Raw genomic sequence first — 22019 nt, 5'->3', positions numbered from 1 at the left:
CCGGTTCACGCGCTGTCGGCCAGCAGGCCGGGGGCGCGCTCGACCAGCGCCCGCTCGTCGGCGTAGGCCAGCCGCCCGGAGAGCTCGCTCAGCGGGACCCAGGCGACCTCGGTGACCTCGACGTCCTCGTCGGAGAGCTCGCCACCGGTCGCGCGCAGCAGGAAGTGGTGCACCGTCTTGTGCACCCGTCGGCCGTCGGCGACGAACCAGAAGTCGATGATGCCCAGCGGCGCCACGATCTCGCCCCGGATGCCGGTCTCCTCGGCCACCTCGCGCACGGCGGTGTCCTCGGGGGTCTCGCCGGCCTCGATGTGCCCCTTGGGCAGGGACCACAGCAGGCGGCCCCGCCGGTCGGTGCGGCCGATGAGCGCTGCGCGCGGCCCGGTGCCGTCGTCGTCGGCCACGACCAGGCCGCCGGCCGAGGTCTCGTCCACCCGGCGCAGACGTCGGCCCGGGCGTCGTCGTCCGCCCGTCGGAGCCATGCTCTGCAGGGTAGCGCGGTCGACCTCAGTAGCCTGGCTGGTCGTGTCCGACGAGCTCCCGCGTCCCGAACCCGCGCCGGTCCCCGAGGCCGTGCAGCAGACCGTCCGCGAGCTGGTCGACCTCACCCCGGTGCTGGGCGCGGTGGGCGAACGGTTCGCCGCCGCCGGCCACGAGGTGCACCTGGTCGGCGGCTCCGTGCGCGACGCGCTGCTCGCCGCCGGTTCCGGCGCCGCCCGCCTCGGCGACCTGGACCTGACCACGTCGGCCACCCCGGAGCAGACGCTGGCCGTGCTCGACGGGGTGGCCAGTTCCACGTGGAACACCGGCATCGCCTTCGGCACGGTGGGCGCCGAGGTCCGCGGCGAGCGGCTGGAGATCACCACGTTCCGGGCCGACCGGTACGACCGCGAGTCCCGCAACCCCGAGGTGGCCTGGGGCAGCTCGCTGCACGACGACCTCGCCCGGCGGGACTTCACCGTCAACGCGATGGCCGTGTCGTTGGGTCCTGACCGCACGGTCACCGACCCCTTCGGCGGTCTGGGTGACCTGCTGGCCGGGCGGCTGCGCACGCCGGGCGCCCCCGAGGACTCCTTCGCCGACGACCCGCTGCGCATGCTGCGCGCCGTGCGCTTCGTCGCGCAGCTGGGGCTCACCCCGGCCCCCGAGGTGGTGGCGGCGATGACCGCGCTGGCGCCCGAGCTGGGCCGGATCACCGCCGAGCGGGTCCAGCAGGAGTTCTCCCGCACGCTGCTGAACCCGGCCCCCCGGGCCGCGCTGGACCTCTTCGTGTCCACCGGGCTGGCCGACGTCGTCCTGCCCGAGCTGGCCGCGCTGCGCATGGAGATCGACGAGCACCACCAGCACAAGGACGTCTACACCCACTCGCTCACTGTGCTGGACCAGGCGATCGCCCTGGAGGAGCCCGGCAGCCCGCCGGACCTCGTGCTCCGGCTGGCCGCGCTGCTGCACGACATCGGCAAGCCCGCCACGCGGCGGCACGAGCCCCGCGGGCGGGTCTCCTTCCACCACCACGAGGTGGTCGGGGCCAAGCTGGTGCGCAAGCGGCTGACCGCGCTGAAGTACCCCAAGGAGGTCATCGAGCAGGTCGCGCGGTTGACCTTCCTGCACCTGCGCTTCCACGGCTACGGGTCGGGCGGGTGGACCGACTCCGCCGTCCGGCGCTACGTCACCGACGCCGGTGACCTGCTCCCCCGGCTGCACAAGCTCGTGCGCTCGGACTCCACGACCCGCAACAAGCGGCGGGCCGCGGCGCTGTCGGCCACCTACGACTCGCTGGAGCAGCGCATCGCCGAGCTGTCGGCCGCCGAGGACCTCGCCCGGGTGCGCCCCGACCTCGACGGCAACCGGATCATGGAGCTGCTGGGCATCCCCCCGGGCCGCGAGGTCGGCGAGGCGTGGCGGTTCCTCAAGGAGCTGCGCCTGGAGCGCGGGCCGCTGGACCCCGAGCAGGCCGAGGCCGAGCTGCTCGCCTGGTGGCGCGCCCGCTGACCTCCGCGGGTCAGCGGAGGGCGGGGGACGGTGCGAACGTGCCGCGCGCGGCGTTCCCGGCGGCCGCGGCGACGTAGAGCACGCCCACCAGCACGAGCGCCGGCACGCTGGCCCCCGACGCGGGCAGCGTCAGGGCGCCGAGCACCAGCGCGAGCACGAAGGTCACGTTGAAGACCGCGTCGTAGACGGAGAACACGCGGCCGCGGAAGTCGTCGTGCACGACCTCCTGCAGGGTGCTGTCCACGCAGATCTTCACCGCCTGGGCGACGAACCCGAGCAGGAAGCCGGCCGCCACGATGGTCGGAGCCAGGAAGGGCAGGCCCAGGCCCAGCTGCCCGGCACCGCCCAGCAGCAGCACCCCCGTCGTCCACCGGCCCTTGCCCCACCGGCGCACCGCCGGCGGGGTGAGCACCGCCGCGAGCAGCGTGCCCACGGCACCGGCACCCAGCACCTGCGCGATCCCGGGCAGACCGACCGGGAAGAACAGGCCCACCGGCTCCAGGGTGGTCCGGTAGAGCAGCAGGGTGAGCAGCGTGAGCACCCCGAAGCAGATGCGGTGCACGGCCATGAGGGTCAGCACCCAGGTGGCCGGTCTCGAGTCCAGGACGTGGCGGGCACCGGCCAGCATCCCGTGCAGCACGTCCCGGGCCGAGGTCGTGGCCGCCCGCGAGGTGTGGTCGGGGCCCAGGTGGTCGCGGGCGAAACCGGCGACGATCGCCGAGCCCAGCAGGTAGGGCCCGGCCGCGCACAGCGCGAGGACGGCGTAGCCGCTGTCGCCCCGGGCCAGCAGCGACTGGACACCGATGGCCACCCCACCGCCCAGCACGGTGGAGACCGCGCCGGCGGTGGTGCTCAGCGCGTTCGCCGACACGAGCGAGGGCCGGTCGCAGGTGTGCGGCAACCCGGCCGACAGCGCCGACAGCACGAACCGGTTGACCGAGAAGACGGCCAGCCCGGCCAGGTAGAACGCCGGTCCCCCGACACCGGCGACCACCAGGGCGGCGACCCCGGCCACGAGCAGGGCGCGCACCGCGTTGGCCACCAGGAGCACCTGGCGGCGGCTCCACCGGTCCAGCCACACGCCGACGAAGGGGCCCAGCAGCGAGTAGGGCACCAGGAGGACGGCGAACCCCGCGGCGACGTCGACCGGGTCGGCGGCCCGCTGGGGGTTGAACAGCACCGTGCCGGCGAGCGCGGCCTGGAACATGCCGTCGCCGAACTGCGAGGCCAACCGGGTGAGCAGCAACCGGCGGAAGTCGGGGCGGCGCAGCAGGCGGCGTGCCACCGCGCCCCGTCCGACCACACCTGCACCCTACGGCTGCCCCGGACGGGTCGGCCGCGCACGCGGGGGCCCCTGCGGGCACCGTCCTGGGGCACACTGGTCGGGATGAACGCGGTGCCCCCGTCGCCCGACCCGGACCGCCGACCCGCCGCCTCCGCCGCGGGCCGGTCCGCCGGTGCCGGCACGCCGCCGCTCACCATCGGTGCGCTCGCCGACGTCGCGGCCGGGACGCTGCTGGTGGCCATGCCGCTGCTGGTCGACCCGAACTTCGCCGGCACCGTGGTGTACGTGGTCGACCACTCCAGCACCGGCACCGTCGGCGTGGTGCTGAACCGGCCCAGCGAGGTGCGCATCGCCGACGTCCTGCCCGGCTGGGCGGGCCTGGCGGTGCCGCCCGGCGTCTTCCACGTCGGCGGGCCCTGCGAGAGCGAGACCGCGCTGTGCCTGGCGTCGGGGCCCGGTGGGGTGCCGCAGCTGCAGCCGGTCGGCGACGGCGTGCACCTGGTCGACCTCGACGGCGACCCCGGGCAGGCCGCCGCGGGCGTCACCGGGTTGCGGGTGTTCGCCGGCTACGCGGGCTGGTCGCCGGGGCAGCTGGGTGGCGAGATCGCCGAGGGGGCCTGGGCCTGCGTCCGGGGGCAGGCCGACGACGTGCTGGCCGTGGACGGCGGGGCCGCGCTGTGGCACCGCGTGCTGCGCCGCCAGACCGGTCCGCGCGCTGTGCTCTCGACCGCCGCCCCGGACCCCACCCAGAACTGAGGGAGGACGCGGCCGGTCGACCGCGTCGCCGGCGCGCCCCACCTGCCCCAGAGGTCTCGCACGGGGGCGGTCGTTCTGGCAGACTGAGCGCTGCGGGAGGGACGGTCTGGGGAAGAGACCGTCCCTCCCGTTTTGATGCCGAACCGGATGGAACGGCCTCGTCGCAGGGTCCCGGCGCGGCGCAGCCGTGCTGGGGGGCGACGAGGTCCTTCCTCAGAAGCCGAGCTCGTCGGCGATCTGCGGGTAGTCGGCGACCAGCGCGGTCTCGGCGTCGTCGGGCAGCGTGATGGTGCGCGACCCGTGGTCGCCCAGCGTGATCGTGACGTCGAACGTCTGGTCGGGCAGCCGGGTCACGTACTGCAGCAGCAGCTCGTCCTCGGCCGACACCACGACGGTGGCGCCGGACCCGGTGCGGTAGACCGAGGCCAGCTGCCCGTCCACGGTGCGCTGGCCCTGCCACGTGTAGCCGCGCTCGAGGATGGCGCGGGGGTCGTCGTCGGCCGGGGCGGCGAGGTTCAGGACGAGCTGGACCAGGACGTCGACCAGGGACGCCGTCCCGCCGGCCTGCAGCGGGGAGAGGGGGCGCTCCAGGTAGGTGGCACCCGGTCGGCCGGCGGCGGCCAGGGCCTCGGTGAGCCCGGGGACGTCGCCGTACCAGAGGTCGGTGTCGGTGAAGAACAGGGTGCGGCTCTCGGTGGCCTGGCCGGTGCTGCCGGTGGTCACGGCCTGGGCGCGCCCGGTGCCGGAGGCGAAGTCGACCTCGCCGGTGAGGGTGAGCACCGCGCCCTCGGCGTACGGCGCGGTGACGGTGACGTCGGCCCCGCCCTCGGTGACGTTGCGGTGCAGCAACCCCGCGAGGGTGTCGGCCTCCTCGCTGGTCACCGGGTCACCGGGCTCGCGGTCGGCCGCCGCCGACCCGTCGCTGCAGCCGGCCAGCACCGTGACGGCGAGGGCGAGCAGCAGGGCGATCAGACGGGGTCGGGCCGGCATGCCCCCAGCGTACGAAGCGGGGCATGCCGGCCCGGTGCTCAGCGCTCGACGTCCCCGCGGATGAAGGCCTCGACGGCGTCGCGGGCCGCGGAGTCGCTGTACTGCACCGGCGGGCTCTTCATGAAGTACGACGACGCCGACAGGATCGGGCCCCCGATGCCGCGGTCCTTGGCGATCTTGGCGGCCCGGACGGCGTCGATGATGATGCCGGCCGAGTTCGGGGAGTCCCAGACCTCGAGCTTGTACTCCAGGTTCAGCGGGACGTCGCCGAACGCGCGGCCCTCGAGCCGGACGTAGGCCCACTTGCGGTCCGACAGCCACGGCACGTGGTCCGAGGGGCCGATGTGCACGTTGTCCTTGCCCATGTCGCGGTCGACCTGGCTGGTCACCGCCTGGGTCTTGGAGATCTTCTTGGACTCCAGGCGCTCGCGCTCGAGCATGTTCTTGAAGTCCATGTTGCCGCCGACGTTGAGCTGCATGGTGCGGTCCAGCTGCACGCCGCGGTCCTCGAACAGCTTGGCCAGCACGCGGTGGGTGATGGTCGCCCCGACCTGGCTCTTGATGTCGTCGCCGACGATCGGCACCCCGGCGGCGGTGAACTTGTCGGCCCACTCCTTCGTGCCGGCGATGAACACGGGGAGGGCGTTGACGAAGGCGACCCCGGCGTCGAGCGCGGCCTGGGCGTAGAACTCCGCGGCCTCCTGGGAGCCCACGGGCAGGTAGCAGACCAGGACGTCGGCGCCGGACTCGCGCAGGGCGGCGACGACGTCGACGGGCTGCTCGTCGGACTCCTCGATGGTCTGCCGGTAGTACTTGCCCAGGCCGTCGAGGGTGGTGCCGCGCTGCACGGTCACGCCGGTCGGCGGGACGTCGCAGATCGTGATCGTGTTGTTCTCGCTGGCGCCGATGGCCGCGGACAGGTCCTGGCCGACCTTCTTGGCGTCGACGTCGAACGCGGCGACGAACTGCACGTCGGAGACGTGGTAGTCGCCGAAGCGCACGTGCATCAGGCCGGGGACGCTCTGCGTCTCGTCGGCCTCCTTGTAGTACTCGACGCCCTGCACGAGCGACGCGGCGCAGTTGCCGACGCCGACGATCGCGACCTTGACCGATCCCATGGGTCCTCCTCGATGCCGGCGACGGTGCGCGGCTGGTTGTGGGTGTGGCGCTCGGTGCTGCTGCCCCGGCCCGGCCGCGCTGCCGGGTGGGGCCGCTGCGGTCGCTGGCGCCCGCAGTCGGAGACGAACATACGGGTCGCTTTGTCATGTTGCATGCCCGACCCTTTGTCACGTCGATCCGGACCGGTCCGGCTCGTACGCTGGACCGGTGCCTCGGCGATCGACGGTCGACTACGTGCTGCGCAAGCGCGCACTGCTGGCCGACGTCCGCCGGGGGCGGGTCGCGCTCGCCGAGGTGTGCGACGCCGCCCCGCAGCTCACCCAGGCCGCGCGGTACCACGGCGAGGACACCGACGACCCCTGCCCGGTGTGCGAGCGGCGCCGGCTGACCCGGGTCAACTTCGTCTACGGTGATGCGTTGGGCACGGTCGCCGGCCAGGCCAAGCGGGAGGCCGAGCTCGCCCGCATGGACGCGATGCAGGACGAGTTCGCGGTGTACGCCGTGGAGGTCTGCCGCGGCTGCGGTTGGAACCACCTGGCCAGCTCCTACGTCCTGGGTGCGGAGCCGGGACCGGGCCGGGTCCCCCGTCGCACCCGGCGCGCAACCCGCTCGGACTGACCCGTCCACAGGTCCACCCATCATCCTGGTCGCCGGCCCCCCGCCCCACCCGGGGCGGTGCCGCACCGCCCACCCGAACCGAGAGAGGGGCCCCCGCCGTGCCTCCCCACGACGAGACCTCACCCGTCGGCCCCCCGGCCGGCTCGGTGCGCCGTCCCCCGCCCGCGCGGGCCGGTCGCGAGGGCGGCGGTCGACCGGACCCCCGCCGTCCCGACCCGCGCACCGCGCGGCGCGGCGACCGCGGCCGGACGACGGCGGCCCGTTCCGGGGGCGGCGCGACGGTCTCCGCCCGCCCCCCGGCCGGCAAGGGGAAGAAGGGCAGGCGGACGGCGAAGCAGAAGCGGCGCCGCGTCTACAAGGTGCTGGCCTCGCTGGTGGTGGGCGGTCTGGTGCTGCTCGGGGTCTTCGTCGGCGTCGTGTACGCCAACACGAGCGTGCCCGACCTCGCCGACGTCCAGCAGAAGCAGCTGTCGATCATCTACTACTCCGACGGCACCACCGAGATGGCTCGGCTGGGCGAGGAGAACCGCATCAACGTGCCGCTGGACCAGGTGTCCGAGCCGGCCCGCGAGGCGGTGCTGGCCGCGGAGAACCGCAACTTCTACAACGACCCCGGCATCTCGGTCACCGGCATCGCGCGCGCGGCGTGGAACAACCTCACCGGCGGGTCGACGCAGGGTGGGTCGACGATCACCCAGCAGTACGTGAAGAACACGCTGCTGACGGCCGACCAGACGTTCAGCCGCAAGTTCCAGGAGCTGTTCCTGGCCATCAAGCTGGACAACAACTACTCCAAGGACGACATCCTGGAGGGCTACCTCAACACGATCTACTTCGGTCGTGGTGCCTACGGCATCCAGGCCGCCGCGCAGACCTACTTCGGGGTCGACGCCAGCGCGCTGACCGCACAGCAGGGCGCCGTCCTCGCCGTCCTGGTCCGCAGCCCCAGTGCCTACGACCCGGCGAACAACCCCGACGTCGCGCAGGACCGCTGGGGCCTGGTGCTCGACGGCATGGTCGAGCAGGGCTGGCTGAGCTCGGCCGACCGGGCGGCGTCGGTCTACCCCGAGGTGCTGCCGGTCTCCACGGCCAACCTCAGCTACCCCGACGGCCCGGAGGGCTTCGTGGCCCGCCAGGTGGTGGCCGAGCTGCAGAGCAAGTACGGCCTCGACGACCAGGACGTCTTCGCCGGTGGGCTGCGGATCACCAGCACGGTGAACAAGGCCTACCAGGACGCCGCCGCGGCCGCGGTCGCCGACGTGATGGAGGGCGAGCCCGAGAACCTCCGCGAGGCCCTGGTCTCGGTGGACCCGCGGACCGGTGCGGTGCTGACCTACTACAGCCCGGTCACCGAGACCGGCACCGACTACGTGCAGGCCCAGCGCCAGCCCGGGTCGTCGATGAAGCCCTACGTGATGGCCACGGCGCTCGAGCAGGGCATCGGCGTGGAGACCCGCTGGGACGGCAGCTCGCCGCAGCGGTTCCCCGACCGCGAGGCCCCGGTGCGCAACTCCGGCGGCGCCTCGTGCGGCAACTGCACCCTGGTGCAGGCCATGACCCGGTCGCTCAACACCACCTTCTACGGGCTGGCCTACGAGGTCGGCCCGGACGCCGTGCGCGACACGGCGCTGGCCGCCACCGGCATGCCCGACACGTGGAGCGGCGGTGCCCTGGACGGCGTCCGGACGCTGGGCAACCGCGAGGGCACCACCGGGTCGGCCATCGGCATCGGCGAGTACGAGATGCGCCCGATCGACCAGGCCGCCGGGTTCGCCACCATCGCCAACGGCGGGGTGCGGCACACCACGCACATCGTGAGCCAGGTCGTGGACTCCGCGGGCGGCGTCGTCGTCTCCCCCGAGTCGGTGGTCGACGCGGGCACCCAGGCCATGCCGGCCGACGTCGCCAGCGACACGACCTACTCGATGGAGGGCGTGGCCGAGTACTCCCGCCGCTCGCTGGACGGCGACCGGCCGGTGGCCAGCAAGACCGGCACCCAGGGCCAGGGCGAGGACAACTCCGACGCCTGGATGGTGGGGTTCACCCCGTCCATCTCGACCGCGGTGTGGATGGGCAACGACAGCCCGAGCGAGCCCATCGTCAACGCCTCGGGGTCGATCATCTTCGGCTCGGGGCTGCCGGGGGCCATCTGGCAGCAGTACATGGACGCCGTCCTGGCCGGCACCCCGGTCGAGGAGCTGCCCAGCGAGCCGATCATCAGCCGCGGCACCGGCAACGGCGTGCCCGAGCCGACCACGCAGGCCCCGCCGCAGACGACGGAGGCCCCGGCACCCAGCACGACGCAGGCGCCGGCGCCGACCACCACCCAGGCCCCGGTGACCACCACGCCGCCGCCCACGACGACGCCGCCGCCGACGACCCCGCCGGTCACGACGACGTCGTCCTCCTCGGCGGGCCTGCTGCCGGGACCCGGGCCCGGGCAGAACAACGGGCAACCGGGGGGCTGAGCACCCCGCACGGCACTATGGCGCCGTGAGCATGCACGACGCGGGCCCGCCGCCGGCCGAGGAGCCGGCGGGCGGGCCCGCGGCGTCCGCACCGGCGATCAGCGCTCCCCCGCAGGTGGCCGCACCGCCGTGGCCCGACCGCGTCGTGCCCACCTGGACCGACCGGGTGGCCGCCCAGGCCAGCGAGGCGGTCGGCGGTCCGTGGGGCCGGCACGCCGTCACCGGGCGGGCCCTGTTCTGGACGCCGCTGCGGGCCTGCCTGCTGTTCTGCGTGGTCGGGCTGGCCCTGGCCTGGGCCAAGCAGTACCCCTGCTCGGACGGCGACTGGGCGGGCTCCAAGCAGTACACCCACTTCTGCTACTCCGACTCGGTGCCGCTGTTCGGCCTGCGCGGCCTGGCCGAGGGCCGGGTGCCCTACCTGGACGCGCCGCTGGAGTACCCGGTGCTGACCGGGGGGTTCATGTGGGTGGCCTCGGTGCTCGCGCGCGGCTACGACTCCCTGGCCGCCACGGTGGGTCTGCTGCCGGCGGTGGTGCCCGTGCAGAGCTACTACGTGGTGACCTGCCTCATGCTCAGCGTCTGCGCGCTGCTGGTCACCAGGGCGGTCGTGGGGCTGTCGGGCGCCCGCCCGTGGGACGCCGCCATGATCGGGCTCTCACCGCTGCTGGTGGTGCACGCCTTCACCAACTGGGACCTGTTCGCCGTCGCGCTGGCGATGCTGGCCCTGTGGGCCTGGGCCCGCCGGCACCCGGCGCTGGCCGGGGTGCTCATCGGCCTGGGCACCGCGGCCAAGCTCTACCCGGTGCTGCTGCTGGGCGTGCTGCTGGTGCTGTGCCTGCGGGCGGGGAAGCTGCGGGCCTGGGCGGTCACCACGGTCGCGGCGGTCGGCGCCTGGGTGGTGGTCAACGCGCCGGTCGCGGTGCTCGCCCCGCAGAACTGGCGCGAGTTCTTCGCCCTCAACGACAGCCGCCCGGCCGACCCGGACACGCTGTGGAACATCGCGCTGCACGCGACCGGTTCCCGCATCCTCGACGGGCCGCTGGCCGCCGGCCAGACGCCGACCGTGCTCAACACCTGGGTCGCGGTGGCCACCCTCCTGGTGTGCGCCGCGGTGGGTTGGCTTGCCCTGGCCGCGCCGGTGCGGCCGCGGGTGGCGCAGCTGGCCTTCCTCCTCGTCGCCGGGTTCCTGCTGGTCAACAAGGTGTGGAGCCCGCAGTACTCGCTGTGGCTGCTGCCGCTGGCGGTGCTGGCCCGCCCGGCCTGGCGCTCCCTGCTGGCCTGGCAGGCCACCGAGGCGGTGCTGTGGGTGCCGCGGCTGCTCTGGTACCTGGGCACCGACGACAAGGGCATCGACGTCGAGTGGTTCTTCCTCGCCGTGGGCGTGCGGGACGCCGCCGTCCTGGTGCTGGTCGGCCTCGTGGTGCGCGACGTGTGGCGACCCGAGCTGGACCGCGTGCGCCGCAGCTGGCCGGGCACCGACGACCCCGCCGGCGGCCCCCTAGACGGCGCCCCGGACCGCGTCGTCCTGCGCCAGCGCGCTGCGCAGCAGCGCGATCTCGGCACGGTGGGAGGCGGGGTCGCCCGGGGTCTCGAGGACGACGGGACAGTCGGCCGCGGCGGCGACGCCCAGCAGTAGCTCCACCGGGATCTGCCCCTGCCCCAGCGGGGCGTGCCGGTCGCGCATCGAGCCGGCCCCGTCGCGGCTGTCGTTGAGGTGCACCAGGTCGATGCGGCCGGTGATCGCCCGGACGTCGTCGACCACCGACGCCAGGTCCCACCCGGCGGCCCAGGCGTGGCAGGTGTCCAGCACGAAGCCGGCGCCGAACTCCCCCACCGCCTCCCAGAGCCGGGCGAGGGCGTCGAGCTCGCGGGCCATGGCCCTGTCGCCGCCGGCGGTGTTCTCCACCAGCACCGGCACGGGGAAGCCGCCGTCGGCGTGCTGGCGCTCGAACAGCTTGCGCCAGTTGTCGAACCCGGCTGCCGGGTCGTCCCCGCCCGTGACGTGCCCGCCGTGCACGACCAGGCCCGCGGCGCCGACCGCCGCCGAGGCCGCCGCGTGCTGGCCCAGGAGTTTGCGGCTGGGGATGCGGATGCGGTTGTTGGTCGAGGCCACGTTGAGCACGTAGGGGGCGTGCACGAAGACGGTGAGGTCGGCCGCCCGCAGGTCGGCGGCGTCGGGCCGCGGGGCCGGGGCCCGCCACCCCTGCGGGTCGGCGAGGAACACCTGGACGGCGGTGGCGTCGACCTCCGCCGCGCGGGCCAGCACGCCCCCGTCGTCGACCTCCGTGCCCACCCCGTCGCTCTCGGTGAGGCCTGTTCCGACGTGTACTCCGACCGGGTGCGACGACATGCCCCCGAACGTAGGCCGTGCGGGTGACATCGAGATGCGGGCGTATCTCCCAGGTCACACACTCGTTCCTGGTTGTGATAGGTGTTACTCGCGGGTACTCCCACACGGGTGCCCGGCACGGGTCTCGACGGAGAGGCGCAGGACATGGACACCGGACGGATCGGCAGGTCGGCACGGCGGGGGATCGCCGTCCTCACCCTGGGCTGGCTGCTGGCGATGGCCGGCTCGGTGCTCGCCGCGCCCACCGCCAGCGCGGCACCGACCGCCACCGTGGACATCCGCACCCTGACCCCACCGGTGGTCAGCATCGACGCCGGCGGCACCGCCACCTTCGTCAACTCCGTGGCCTCCTACCCGGCCAGCATCTCCCTGCCCCTGATCGGCACGCTGGGCTCGACGGTCTACACCGACGTCGCCGTCACCTTCAACGGCTCGACGAAGACGCTGCAGCCCGGCCAGAGCGCCAGCTACACGTTCCCGGCCAGCACGGTCGGTTCGATCACCTACACCTACCGCGTGGTGTCGAACACCAACCTGTCCGCCACGGTGCTGAACCAGCTGGTGAACGGGGTCATCGCCACGCTGCCGCCGCTGCCGGTGGGTACGCCGTTCGTGGTGAACACCCTGGTCCCGCTGCCCAACCTGCCCTCGGCGAACCTGCCCACCCTGCCGCCGGTGACGGTCCCCGGCCCCACCGTGCCGGTGGTGCCCACCCCGCAGACCCCGGTGACCGAGGTCCCCACCACCGACCCCGGGACCCAGCCGACCGAGCCCGCGGCGGAGGTCCCTGCGACCGACGGCACCGGCTACGCCTACTCCGTGCCCGAGTCGGGCGGGCAGCTCGCGCCGGTGGACACCTCGGCCGCCGCCGCCTTCGACCCCTCCCGCTTCGTCACCAGCGACGCCGCGTCCTCCGCCCGCGCCGCCGGCGGCGGTGGCGGGCCGGGCAGCTACGACGGCGCCTCGGTGCCGGTCTTCGGCCAGCTGGCCGGGTTGAACGGCGCCACCCTGCCCGGCAGCGGCGACGGCGTCGAGGTCGCCTCGGACTCCTCGGCCAGCACCCCCGACCCGGCGCTGTCGGTGCCCGCGCTGGCCGCGGTGATCGCCCTCGCCGGGGTGACCGCGGCGCTCGTGCGCACCCACCTGGCCCAGCGCGCGGCCGGGCGCAGTTGACGGCCTGCTAGCCTTGCCGTTGCGCTCCTGTCCGGCTGCTGTCCTGGGCCGCCCAGGGGCGCGACGCGTGCAAGCCCTCCTGCTGCAGATCGTCTGCGGCCGCCGAGACCAGAGGAGGTGGGGTTCTCCGTGCGTCACTACGAATTGATGATCATCCTCGATCCCGAGCTGGAGGAGCGTTCCATCGCTCCCAGCCTGGACCGGTTCCTCTCCGTCGTCACCAACTCCGGTGGCACCGCGAAGACCGAGATCTGGGGCCGTCGCCGCCTGGCGTACGAGATCAAGAAGAACGTCGAGGGCATCTACGCCGTCGTCGACATCCAGGCCGAGCCCGCCGCGGTGGCCGAGCTGGACCGCCAGCTCAACCTCAACGAGTCCATCCTGCGCACGAAGCTGATGCGGCCCGAGGTCCACTGACCATGGCCGGCGAAACCGTCATCACCGTCATCGGCAACCTCACCGCCGACCCGGAGTTGCGTTTCACGCCGTCCGGCGCCGCCGTCGCGAACTTCACCGTGGCCTCCACGCCGCGGACCTTCGACCGTCAGACGTCGGAGTGGAAGGACGGCGAGGCGCTCTTCCTGCGGTGCAACGTGTGGCGGCAGGCGGCCGAGAACGTCGCCGAGTCGCTCACCCGTGGCTCCCGGGTCATCGTCAGCGGTCGTCTCAAGCAGCGCTCCTTCGACACGAAGGAGGGCGAGAAGCGCACCGTCGTCGAGCTGGAGGTCGACGAGATCGGCCCCTCGCTCCGCTACGCCACCGCGAAGGTCACCAAGGCCAACCGCGGCGACGGCGGCGGAGGCTTCGGTGGCGGGTCCGGCGGCGGTGGGGGCTTCGGCTCCTCCTCCGGTAGCAGCTCCTCCAACGACCCCTGGTCGACCCCGGCGTCGTCCTCGGACGAACCGCCCTTCTGATCTCGATACACCTAGAAAGAGAATCCTGTGCCCAAGCCTCCGATTCGCAAGCCGAAGAAGAAGGTCTGCCAGTTCTGCAAGGACAAGGCGACCGGTGTCGACTACAAGGACACGACCCTGCTGCGCAAGTTCATCTCCGACCGCGGCAAGATCCGTGCCCGTCGCGTCAGCGGCAACTGCTCCCAGCACCAGCGTGACGTCGCCGTGGCCGTGAAGAACAGCCGCGAGATGGCCCTGCTGCCCTACACCTCCACGGCGCGCTGACCATGAGCGCATCGAAGCTGATCCTGACCCAGGAGGTCACCGGCCTCGGCTCCGCCGGGGACACCGTCGAGGTGAAGGGCGGGTACGCCCGCAACTACCTCCTGCCCCGCGGCCTGGCCATCAAGGCCACCCGCGGTGCCGAGAAGCAGGTCGCCGGCCTGCGTCGCGCCCGGGCCGCCCGGGACGTGGCCACGCTGGACGAGGCCAAGCAGATCGCCGCCCAGCTGGGCTCGCTCGCCGTCACCGTGCCGGCCAAGGCCGGCAACGGCGGCCGCCTGTTCGGCTCGATCACCACGGCCGACGTCGTCGCCGCGGTGACCGCCGCCGGGGGGCCCTCGCTGGACCGTCGTCGCGTCGAGCTGCCCAGCTCGATCAAGTCGACCGGCGCGCACACCGTCACGGTGCGCGTGCACCCCGAGGTCAGCGCCACGCTGGCCATCGAGGTCGTCGCCGCGTAACCCCAGCACCACCCCGGAGGGGCGTCGGACCGCGAGGTCCGGCGCCCCTCCGTCGTTCCCGGGGCTCCCTGCGCAGCGTTGATCAGGGGGGTGCACGAATGTCCATCCCCCTCCACCAGATCTCGTGGAGGGGGATGGACGTTCGTGGAGGGGGACGGTCCCGGTCCGTGGTCGGACGGCGCCCTGTGGCGGGTGGGACGACGACGCGCCCGGGCGAGCTCGGGACCGAGAAATATCTTCCGTCCACAGCTCCGGGACAGCCGGCGAGCAGGTGACGGGCCCCTTTCCGTCAGGTGACGGGAGCTCGTCCCGCGGCCCTCCACATGGCTACCCGTCCCGTCCACGGGTCCGTCCACAAGTTGTGCAGAGCCCTGTGCACAGCGCTCGTGGACGACCGCGTCAGCTGTGCATAACGTCCTGCTCCGGCCCCAGCGGATCCGACTGCCGCGCAGGAACTGTCGGTGGCCCGCGGTACCAAGGGACCGTGCCGCCGCGCCCCCGGGTGCGGGGCAACGGTGGGTTGACGACGAACGACGGGAGTCCTCTCAGGTGGCAGTGGTCGACGACATCAGCAGGCCGGTGGCCTCGGCCCCGCAGTACGACCGCCAGCCCCCTCAGGACGTCGCTGCCGAGCAGTCGGTCCTGGGCGGCATGCTGCTGAGCAAGGACGCGATCGCCGACGTCGTGGAGGTCCTGCACGGCGCCGACTTCTACCGGCCGGCCCACCAGGTCGTCTTCGACTGCATCCTCGACCTCTACGGTCGCGGCGAGCCCGCCGACGCCATCACCGTCGCCGCCGAGCTGAACCGCACCGACCAGTTGGCCAAGATGGGCGGCGCGGTCTACCTGCACACGCTCATCCAGTCCACGCCCACCGCCGCCAACGCCGGCTACTACGCGGCGATCGTCGCCGAGCAGGCCGTGCTGCGGCGCCTGGTCGAGGCCGGCACCCGCGTGGTCCAGCTCGGCTACGGCGCCGCGGGTGGCAAGGGCGACGTCGACGACATCGTCGACCGGGCCCAGCAGGAGATCTACGACGTCACCGAGAAGCGTATGAGCGAGGACTACTCGCGCCTCGAGGACGTCCTGCAGCCCACGATGGACGAGCTCGACGCCATCGCCAGCCGCGGTGGCACGGCCCGTGGGGTGCCCACCGGCATCCGCGACCTCGACGAGCTCACCAACGGCCTGCAGGCCGGCCAGATGGTCGTCATCGCCGCCCGCCCCGGTGTCGGCAAGGCCCTGGCGCTCGACACCCCGGTGGCGACCCCGACCGGCTGGACCACCATGGGCGAGATCGCCGTGGGCGACGACGTCATCGGCGCCGACGGGCGGCCCACCCGGGTGGTGGCCGCCACCGAGGTCATGACGGGTCGGCCCTGCTACGAGGTGCACTTCTCCGACGGCTCGGTGCTCGTGGCCGACGCGCAGCACCAGTGGCTCACCGACACGCGGGCCAGCCGCCGGGCAGCCCAGGAGGCCCGCGTGCGCGGCGGCGCTCCCCGGGTGCTGCCTGCGGTCCGGACGACGGAGGAGCTGGCCGCCACCGTCCGCTGCGCGACGGCCGATGCCCGGCTGAACCACTCGGTGACCAACACCGCGCCACTGCAGCTCCCGGCGGCGGACCTCCTCGTGCCGCCGTACACGCTCGGCGTCTGGCTGGGCGACGGCACCTCGGCGGCTGCCCAGTACACGAGCGCCGACCCCGAGATCGCGATGTACATCGAGGCCGAGCGCCTGGAGTCCGACGTGCCGTCCGCCGCCGTCGCGGGCCTGCTGCGGTCCCTCGGCGTGCTGGGTGACAAGCACATCCCGGTGGCCTACCTCCGGGCGTCCGAGGCTCAGCGACGGGCGCTGCTGGCCGGGCTGTTGGATACCGACGGCACGGTGGCGCCCAGTGGCGTCGTGCAGTTCGCGGTCACGTCGCGACGGCTCGCCGAGGACGTGCGCGAGCTCGTCGCGGGCCTGGGCTACCGGGTCACCCTGACCACCAAGCGGGTCAAGGGCCGCACGGAGGCCTCCTCCACCTGCTTCACGCTGACCTTCAGCACGCAGGACATGGTGTTCGGGTTGGAACGCAAGCGTCTGGTGCACAAGGAGCGCGGTACCCGGAGCTTCACCGTCAGCGGCAGCCGCTTCATCACCCAGGTGCGCCCCATCGCCAGCGTGCCGGTGCGGTGCATCCAGGTCGCAGCAGACGACCACCTCTTCCTCGCTGGGCGGTCGTTCATCCCCACCCACAACTCGACGCTGGGCCTCGACATCGCCCGCTCGGCGGCCGTGAAGCACCACCTGGCCGCCTGCATCTTCTCGCTCGAGATGAGCAAGCACGAGATCACGATGCGTCTGCTGTCTGCCGAGGCCAAGGTCCCGCTGCACCACATGCGCGCCGGCACGCTCTCCGACGAGGACTGGTCGAAGCTGGCCCGCCGCATGGGTGAGGTCGCCGACGCCCCGCTCTACATCGACGACTCGCCGAACATGACGATGATGGAGATCCGGGCCAAGGCGAGGCGCCTCAAGCAGCGCAACGACCTCAAGCTCGTGGTCATCGACTACCTGCAGCTGATGACCTCGGGCAAGCGCGTCGAGTCCCGTCAGCAGGAAGTGTCGGAGTTCTCCCGAGCGCTCAAGCTGCTGGCCAAGGAGCTCGAGGTCCCGGTCATCGCGATGAGCCAGCTCAACCGTGGCTCCGAGCAGCGACAGGACAAGAAGCCGATGCTCTCCGACCTCCGTGAGTCCGGCTGCCTCACCGCGGACACCCGGATCCTGCGCGCCGACACCGGCGCGGAGGTCACCATGGGCGAGCTGTTCAGCACGGGCGAGACCGACGTGCCGGTCTGGTCGCTCGACGACAACTTGCGCTACGTCAGCAGGCCGCTCACCCACGTGTTCCCGACCGGCACCAAGCAGGTCTTCCGGCTGACCACGTCCTCGGGGAAGACGGTCCGAGCGACGGCGAACCACCCGTTCCTCACCTATGACGGGTTCCGTCCCCTGGAGCAGCTGGAGGTCGGCAGCCGCATCGGTGTTCCGCGGCACGTCCCGGCGCCGGACCACATGACCGTGTGGGAGGACGCCGAGGTGACACTCCTGGCCCACCTCATCGGCGACGGCAGCTTCGTCAAGCGCCAGCCGCTCCGCTACGCCTCGATCGACGAGGCGAACCTGCAGGCCGTGACGACGGCAGCTCTGCACTTCGGGATCGTCGCGGTGCGCGACGACTACGAGGCCGCTCGGTGCACCACCTTGCGGCTGCGCGCGCCGTTCGCGCTGGGCCACGGCAAGCGCAACCCCGTTGCAGCCTGGCTCGACGGCCTCGGTCTGTTCGGTCTCCGCAGCCACGAGAAGTTCGTTCCCGAGCCGGTGTTCCACCTGCCGAAGAAGCAGATCTCCCTGTTCCTCCGTCACCTGTGGGCGACCGACGGCTCGGTCACGGTGAACAAGAACGGCCGCGGCGGACGGGTCTACTACGCCTCCACCAGTCGGCGGCTCATCGACGACGTCTCGCGCCTGCTGCTCCGCTTCGGCATCTCCTGCCGGGTCCGCCGGGTGCAGAAGAGTGGGTACCGCGATGGCTGGACCCTCGACATCAGCGGCTGTGACGACCAGCGTCGTTTCCTGGGCGAGATCGGCGTGCACGGCGCCCGCGGCACGTCCGCCGAGCGCCTGCTCGGCATCGTGCGCGAGTTGTCGGCCAACACCAATGTCGACACCGTCCCGGTCGAGGTGTGGGAGCGGGTACGCACCGTGCTGGAGGAGAAGGGCATGACGCACCGCGCCTTCGCCGCAGCCATGGGTTCGGCGTTCTGCGGCAGCACCATGTGGAAGCACGCCCCCAGCCGGGAGCGGCTGGGCCGGGTGGCTGCGGTGCTCGACGACGCCGAACTCGAGATGCAGGCCGTCAACGACCTGCTGTGGGACTCGGTCATCTCCATCGAGCCCGACGGCGTCGAGGAGGTCTACGACGCCACGGTGCTCGGCGGCCACAACTTCATCGCCGAGGGCATCGCCGTCCACAACTCGATCGAGCAGGACGCCGACATGGTCATGATGATCCACCGCGAGGACATGTACGAGAAGGAGTCCCCGCGGGCCGGCGAGGCCGACATCATGCTGGTCAAGCACCGCAACGGCCCGACCGCGAACGTCACCGTCGCCTTCCAGGGTCACTACTCGCGCTTCGTCGACATGGCCAACTGACTTCGCAATCCGGTGGCGCCGGGCGGCGTCGTCGTGCGGTGATGGGCCGGTGGACGACTTCGCCGACCTGGCCGCGTTCCACCAGCGCGGGCCCGAGGGCGTGCCGGCCGCCGTCCGCCGGCTGGCCCACCAGCACGGCGCCGCCGAGCTCGTGTGGCGCAACGAGCTCGGCGGTCGTCCACGGCGACGCCTGCGCCCCCAACACCCTCGTCGACGACGCGGGCCGCTGGGTAGGACACGTCGACCCCGGTGGCGTCGGCGTCGGCGACCGGTGGGCCGACCTCGCGGTCGCCTCGCTCAGCCTGGACTGCAACGTCGGCGAGGGGCACCAGCCGGAGCTCTCCGCCGCCTACGGCATCGAGCCCGACGAGGAGCGCATCGCGTGGTACCGAGCCCTGTGGCAGCAAGAGAGCTGATGGAGCCCACCGCGGACGTGGTGCGCGCCCTGGTCGCCGAGCAGTTCCCACGGTGGACGGACCGCTCCGTCACCCCCGTCGCACGGCAGGGCAACGACAACCGGACCTTCCGGCTCGGCGCCGACCTCGTCGTCCGGCTGCCGGCCGTGTCCGAGTACGCGGCGGCCGTCGAGAAGGAGGACCGGTGGCTGCCGGTGATCGGCCGGCACGTCTCGCTCGCCGTCCCGGAGGTGGTGGCGACCGGCGGCCCGGGCTGCGGCTACCCGTACCCCTGGTCGGTGCGCCGCTGGCTGCCCGGCGACGTCCCGCCCGCCGCCGGCCCGGTGGACGACGCACGAGTGGGCGCCGACCTCGGCCGCTTCCTGCACGAGCTGCACCGCGCACCGGCCGTGGGTGGGCCACCGGCCGGTGCCCACTCCTTCGGCCGCGGGCTGCACCCGAGCTGCTACGACGACGAGGTGCGCGTCGCCCTGGCGAGACCCGGGCCGGTTGTCGACCGTGATGCTGGCGAGGCGGTCTGGGCCGAGGCGCTGGCCACGACCTGGTCCGGAGACCCGGTCTGGTTCCACGGCGACCTGGCACCGGGCAACGTGCTGGTGACCGGCGGTCGGTTGTCCGCGGTCATCGACTTCGGCACCTGCGGGGTCGGTGACCCCGCCTGCGACCTGGTCATCGCCTGGACCTGGCTGGGTGACGCCGGCCGCACCGCGTTCCGCGACGCCGTCGACCTCGACGCCGGCACCTGGGCCCGGGCGCGCGGCTGGGCGCTGTGGAAAGCGCTGATCACCGAGCCGGGCTCCCCGCTGCGCGCCGAGCAGCAGCGCGCGCTCACCCTGCTGCTGGCCACCGCCTGACCCCACGCACCCGGTCGACGGGCGCCCGGGCGGACGGCGGGGCGGGCAACCGCACCCGGCCCGTGCCGCCGAGATGTCGGACCCACCCGGCAGCGTGCCCGGCATGGACGACGCAGCCCCCCTCACCCGCTCCGAGGCCCAAGGCGCCGTGACCACCCTCGGTTGGCGGCTCCTGCTCGGCGAGCTGGTCACCGTCGTCCCGCTGGACTCGCTCGCCGAGGGCGCCGGCCTGCTGGCCGCGGTGACCGCCGAGCTGGGCGCCGAGGGCGATGCGCACCTGCGCGCCGACCTGCGGCCGGACCGGCTGCGGCTGGCACTCCAGCACCGGGCGAGCGGCACGGTGACGGGCACCGACGTCGCGCTCGCCCACCGGGTGTCCGTCGTCCTCGACCGGCCGGTGGCCCCGGTCGGCGGGCGCCGCACCGATCCGGTGCAGGAGCTCGAGATCGCCGTCGACGCCCTCGACGTCGCCGCCGTCCGGCCCTTCTGGGCCGCGGTGCTCGGCATGGTCCCCCAGCCCGGCGACGACGACGCCCTGGTCGACCCGGCAGGCCGGCTGCCGGCCGTCTGGTTCCAGCGGATGGACGCCGAACGGCCGCAGCGCAACCGCATTCACCTCGACATCACGGTGCCGCACGACGTCGCCGAGCAGCGGGTCGCCGCGGCGCTGGCGGCCGGCGGCACCCTGGTCTCCGACGCCGCGGCCCGGGCCTTCTGGGTGCTGGCCGACGCCGAGGGCAACGAGGTCTGCGTGTGCACCTGGCAGGAGCGGGACCGGCCCGGCGAGGTCAGTCCCGCAGGTTGAGCTGGTCGTACCGGGCGGCCAGCTCGTCCAGCTCCTCCGTGGTGGGTACCCGTCCGCCCGCGTGCAGCTCGACCATGCCGCGGAAGTAGCCCTCCCGCGGAGCGCCCGGCGTGAACAGGATCAGGAACCGGCAGCCGGAGTCGTCGTCCGCGGCGTGGAAGCCGTGCACACCCGACCGGGGCACGTACACCAGGTCGCCGGGCCCGGCCGTCGTCCAGATGTCGCCGTCCAGCACCGCGAGCCGGCCCTCCAGCACGTGGAAGGACTCGCTGAACGTGCGGTGCAGGTGCGGACCCGGGCCCCCACCGCCCGGCGGCAGAGTCACCTCGAACAGGCCGAAGTCGCCCCGGGTCTGCGCACCGGTGGCCACGAACCGGGTCTGGCCGGCCACCTCCTGGTCGGTGTGCCGGGAGGTGGTGGCGGCATCGGGCAGGTAGCTCATGACCGCCGGTCTACCCCATCCGACCGCACGCCCACGACGAACGCCGGGCGTGCGGATCGCCGACCGGCTGCAGGCCATGGCGATGCACGCCACCGCGCGCTGGACGGTCCGCTACGGCGAGGAGCTCCGGTTCGCCGGTTCCGAGCTGCCCGACCCCGAGGTGGTCCGGGTGGACACCCGGCACGGCCCGGTGCCGGTCCACGTGTACGGCAGCGGCACGGACGGGGGGACGGCGGCCCACGTCCACCTGCACGGCGGCGCCTGGCTGATGCGGTTCCCGCAGATGGACGACTGGTGGTGCCGCTACCTCGCCGCGACCACCGGGGCCGTGGTGCACAACGTCGACTTCCGCACCGGCCCCTACGTCGCCTACCCGGTCGCCCAGGAGCAGGCGCACGACGTCGCGTCCTGGGTGGCGCACCGGTTCGGGCGCACCTCGGTGGGCGGCTTCTCCTCCGGCGGCGGCATGGCGGCTGCGGTCGCCCTGATGGCCCGCGACCGGGGCTCCTTCACCCCGGCGCTGCAGGTGCTGGGCATCCCGGCCCTCGACATGGCCTCCGAGGTGCCGGCCGCGGCCGGGATGATCTCGCCGTCGCTGCGCGGGCTGGTGCGCCGCGTCTACTTCCCGGACGTCGCACGGCGCCGCGAGCCCTACGCCTCCCCGCTGCTGGCCCCCGACCTCACCGGCCTGCCCCCGGCGCTCGTGCTCACCGCCGGCCGGGACACCCTCCGCCCGGACGGCGTCCGGTACGCCCAGCGGCTGCGGGAGGCCGGGGTCGACGTCTGGCACCACGACACCCCCGGCGTCGACCACTACTTCCTCACCGAGGACCCGGTGCGCGCCCGCGACACCATGGCGCAGGTCGCCGACCGGGTGCGCTCGGCCCTTGCCGGCTGAGCCGTGACCGGGCC

General features: G+C 73.3%; 20 protein-coding genes and 1 pseudogene. 15 read left to right on the top strand and 6 right to left on the bottom strand.

Annotated elements, in window-relative coordinates:
* Positions 1-5: 5 nt before the first annotated feature.
* Positions 6-482: an NUDIX hydrolase gene (locus tag TEK04_RS07840; protein ID WP_336403770.1), complete on the bottom strand. Its 477-nt coding sequence runs from the start codon at positions 480-482 to the stop codon at positions 6-8.
* A gap of 43 nt (positions 483-525) precedes the next feature.
* Here TEK04_RS07840 and TEK04_RS07835 point away from each other — a divergent pair, with 43 nt between their 5' ends.
* Positions 526-1992, top strand: coding sequence for a CCA tRNA nucleotidyltransferase (locus tag TEK04_RS07835; protein ID WP_336403769.1), 1467 nt, complete (start codon positions 526-528; stop codon positions 1990-1992).
* Between the two features lie 10 nt (positions 1993-2002).
* Here the strand turns inward: TEK04_RS07835 and TEK04_RS07830 are convergent, their stop codons facing one another.
* Positions 2003-3277 (bottom strand): MFS transporter, encoded by a 1275-nt coding sequence (locus TEK04_RS07830; protein WP_336403768.1) that lies wholly within the window; start codon positions 3275-3277, stop codon positions 2003-2005.
* 102 nt (positions 3278-3379) lie between these two features.
* Here TEK04_RS07830 and TEK04_RS07825 point away from each other — a divergent pair, with 102 nt between their 5' ends.
* The gene (locus tag TEK04_RS07825; RefSeq protein ID WP_336403767.1) at positions 3380-4033 is read left to right on the top strand and encodes a YqgE/AlgH family protein; all 654 of its coding nucleotides are present in this window, start codon (positions 3380-3382) and stop codon (positions 4031-4033) included.
* A 213-nt stretch (positions 4034-4246) separates the two neighbouring features.
* On the opposite strand, the gene TEK04_RS07820 is transcribed toward TEK04_RS07825, so the two are convergent.
* The gene (locus tag TEK04_RS07820) at positions 4247-5023 is read right to left on the bottom strand and encodes a hypothetical protein (protein ID WP_336403766.1); all 777 of its coding nucleotides are present in this window, start codon (positions 5021-5023) and stop codon (positions 4247-4249) included.
* Positions 5024-5061: 38 nt separating this feature from the next.
* A complete protein-coding gene (locus tag TEK04_RS07815; RefSeq protein ID WP_336403765.1) occupies positions 5062-6141 on the bottom strand; it encodes an inositol-3-phosphate synthase in 1080 nt (359 codons plus the stop codon).
* A gap of 208 nt (positions 6142-6349) precedes the next feature.
* Between TEK04_RS07815 and TEK04_RS07810 the strand changes: the two genes are divergently transcribed.
* From TEK04_RS07810 to TEK04_RS07800, 3 genes and pseudogenes are all read left to right on the top strand, one after another.
* Positions 6350-6760, top strand: coding sequence for a DUF5318 family protein (locus TEK04_RS07810; RefSeq protein WP_336403764.1), 411 nt, complete (start codon positions 6350-6352; stop codon positions 6758-6760).
* 98 nt (positions 6761-6858) lie between these two features.
* On the top strand, positions 6859-9228 hold the full coding sequence (locus TEK04_RS07805; RefSeq protein ID WP_336403763.1) for a transglycosylase domain-containing protein: 2370 nt from the start codon (positions 6859-6861) through the stop codon (positions 9226-9228).
* Positions 9229-9259: 31 nt separating this feature from the next.
* Positions 9260-10411, top strand: a pseudogene (locus TEK04_RS07800) (glycosyltransferase family 87 protein); the annotation flags it as partial.
* A gap of 315 nt (positions 10412-10726) precedes the next feature.
* Here the strand turns inward: TEK04_RS07800 and TEK04_RS07795 are convergent.
* Positions 10727-11578, bottom strand: a complete 852-nt coding sequence (locus TEK04_RS07795; protein ID WP_336403762.1) for a deoxyribonuclease IV — start codon at positions 11576-11578, stop codon at positions 10727-10729.
* Positions 11579-11722: 144 nt separating this feature from the next.
* Here TEK04_RS07795 and TEK04_RS07790 point away from each other — a divergent pair, with 144 nt between their 5' ends.
* The 9 genes from TEK04_RS07790 to TEK04_RS07750 all read left to right on the top strand — a co-directional run bounded on the left by TEK04_RS07790 (position 11723) and on the right by TEK04_RS07750 (position 20665).
* Positions 11723-12751: a hypothetical protein gene (locus TEK04_RS07790; RefSeq protein WP_336403761.1), complete on the top strand. Its 1029-nt coding sequence runs from the start codon at positions 11723-11725 to the stop codon at positions 12749-12751.
* A 129-nt stretch (positions 12752-12880) separates the two neighbouring features.
* Positions 12881-13168: a 30S ribosomal protein S6 gene (gene rpsF / locus TEK04_RS07785; RefSeq protein WP_336403760.1), complete on the top strand. Its 288-nt coding sequence runs from the start codon at positions 12881-12883 to the stop codon at positions 13166-13168.
* Positions 13169-13170: 2 nt separating this feature from the next.
* Positions 13171-13665 carry a single-stranded DNA-binding protein gene (locus tag TEK04_RS07780; RefSeq protein ID WP_336403759.1) on the top strand — a complete coding sequence of 165 codons (495 nt, stop codon included), beginning with the start codon at positions 13171-13173 and terminating at the stop codon, positions 13663-13665.
* Between the two features lie 27 nt (positions 13666-13692).
* Positions 13693-13929: a 30S ribosomal protein S18 gene (rpsR, locus tag TEK04_RS07775; protein ID WP_056296079.1), complete on the top strand. Its 237-nt coding sequence runs from the start codon at positions 13693-13695 to the stop codon at positions 13927-13929.
* 2 nt (positions 13930-13931) lie between these two features.
* The gene (gene rplI / locus TEK04_RS07770; protein ID WP_336403758.1) at positions 13932-14387 is read left to right on the top strand and encodes a 50S ribosomal protein L9; all 456 of its coding nucleotides are present in this window, start codon (positions 13932-13934) and stop codon (positions 14385-14387) included.
* Positions 14388-14936: 549 nt separating this feature from the next.
* Entirely contained in the window at positions 14937-18590 is a 3654-nt protein-coding gene (locus TEK04_RS07765; protein WP_432277322.1) for a replicative DNA helicase, read from the top strand.
* 41 nt (positions 18591-18631) lie between these two features.
* The gene (locus tag TEK04_RS07760) at positions 18632-19006 is read left to right on the top strand and encodes a phosphotransferase (protein ID WP_336403756.1); all 375 of its coding nucleotides are present in this window, start codon (positions 18632-18634) and stop codon (positions 19004-19006) included.
* The gene (locus tag TEK04_RS07755; protein ID WP_336403755.1) at positions 19006-19860 is read left to right on the top strand and encodes an aminoglycoside phosphotransferase family protein; all 855 of its coding nucleotides are present in this window, start codon (positions 19006-19008) and stop codon (positions 19858-19860) included. Before TEK04_RS07760 ends, TEK04_RS07755 begins: the two co-directional genes overlap by 1 nt.
* A 103-nt stretch (positions 19861-19963) precedes the next feature.
* Entirely contained in the window at positions 19964-20665 is a 702-nt protein-coding gene (locus TEK04_RS07750) for a 4a-hydroxytetrahydrobiopterin dehydratase family protein (RefSeq protein ID WP_336403754.1), read from the top strand.
* Here the strand turns inward: TEK04_RS07750 and TEK04_RS07745 are convergent.
* Positions 20649-21107, bottom strand: coding sequence for a cupin domain-containing protein (locus TEK04_RS07745; protein WP_336403753.1), 459 nt, complete (start codon positions 21105-21107; stop codon positions 20649-20651). The genes TEK04_RS07750 and TEK04_RS07745 overlap by 17 nt on opposite strands.
* Positions 21108-21156: 49 nt before the next feature.
* Between TEK04_RS07745 and TEK04_RS07740 the strand changes: the two genes are divergently transcribed.
* Positions 21157-22005 (top strand): alpha/beta hydrolase fold domain-containing protein, encoded by an 849-nt coding sequence (locus TEK04_RS07740; protein ID WP_336403752.1) that lies wholly within the window; start codon positions 21157-21159, stop codon positions 22003-22005.
* Positions 22006-22019 lie beyond the last annotated feature (14 nt).

This window comes from Klenkia sesuvii, assembly GCF_037083825.1.
GTDB classification, from domain to species: Bacteria; Actinomycetota; Actinomycetes; order Mycobacteriales; family Geodermatophilaceae; genus Klenkia; species Klenkia sesuvii.
This window is presented reverse-complemented; position numbering and strand designations above follow the sequence as displayed.

What these genes read in the sequence shown, in the direction of transcription:
- TEK04_RS07840 (WP_336403770.1), bottom strand. Translation starts at nt 482, where the DNA reads ATGGCTCCGACGGGCGGACGACGACGCCCGGGCCGACGTCTGCGCCGG.
- TEK04_RS07825 (WP_336403767.1), top strand. Translation starts at nt 3,380, where the DNA reads ATGAACGCGGTGCCCCCGTCGCCCGACCCGGACCGCCGACCCGCCGCC.
- TEK04_RS07820 (WP_336403766.1), bottom strand. Translation starts at nt 5,023, where the DNA reads ATGCCGGCCCGACCCCGTCTGATCGCCCTGCTGCTCGCCCTCGCCGTC.
- TEK04_RS07815 (WP_336403765.1), bottom strand. Translation starts at nt 6,141, where the DNA reads ATGGGATCGGTCAAGGTCGCGATCGTCGGCGTCGGCAACTGCGCCGCG.
- TEK04_RS07795 (WP_336403762.1), bottom strand. Translation starts at nt 11,578, where the DNA reads ATGTCGTCGCACCCGGTCGGAGTACACGTCGGAACAGGCCTCACCGAG.
- TEK04_RS07790 (WP_336403761.1), top strand. Translation starts at nt 11,723, where the DNA reads ATGGACACCGGACGGATCGGCAGGTCGGCACGGCGGGGGATCGCCGTC.
- TEK04_RS07780 (WP_336403759.1), top strand. Translation starts at nt 13,171, where the DNA reads ATGGCCGGCGAAACCGTCATCACCGTCATCGGCAACCTCACCGCCGAC.
- rplI (WP_336403758.1), top strand. Translation starts at nt 13,932, where the DNA reads ATGAGCGCATCGAAGCTGATCCTGACCCAGGAGGTCACCGGCCTCGGC.
- TEK04_RS07760 (WP_336403756.1), top strand. Translation starts at nt 18,632, where the DNA reads ATGGGCCGGTGGACGACTTCGCCGACCTGGCCGCGTTCCACCAGCGCG.
- TEK04_RS07755 (WP_336403755.1), top strand. Translation starts at nt 19,006, where the DNA reads ATGGAGCCCACCGCGGACGTGGTGCGCGCCCTGGTCGCCGAGCAGTTC.
- TEK04_RS07750 (WP_336403754.1), top strand. Translation starts at nt 19,964, where the DNA reads ATGGACGACGCAGCCCCCCTCACCCGCTCCGAGGCCCAAGGCGCCGTG.
- TEK04_RS07745 (WP_336403753.1), bottom strand. Translation starts at nt 21,107, where the DNA reads ATGAGCTACCTGCCCGATGCCGCCACCACCTCCCGGCACACCGACCAG.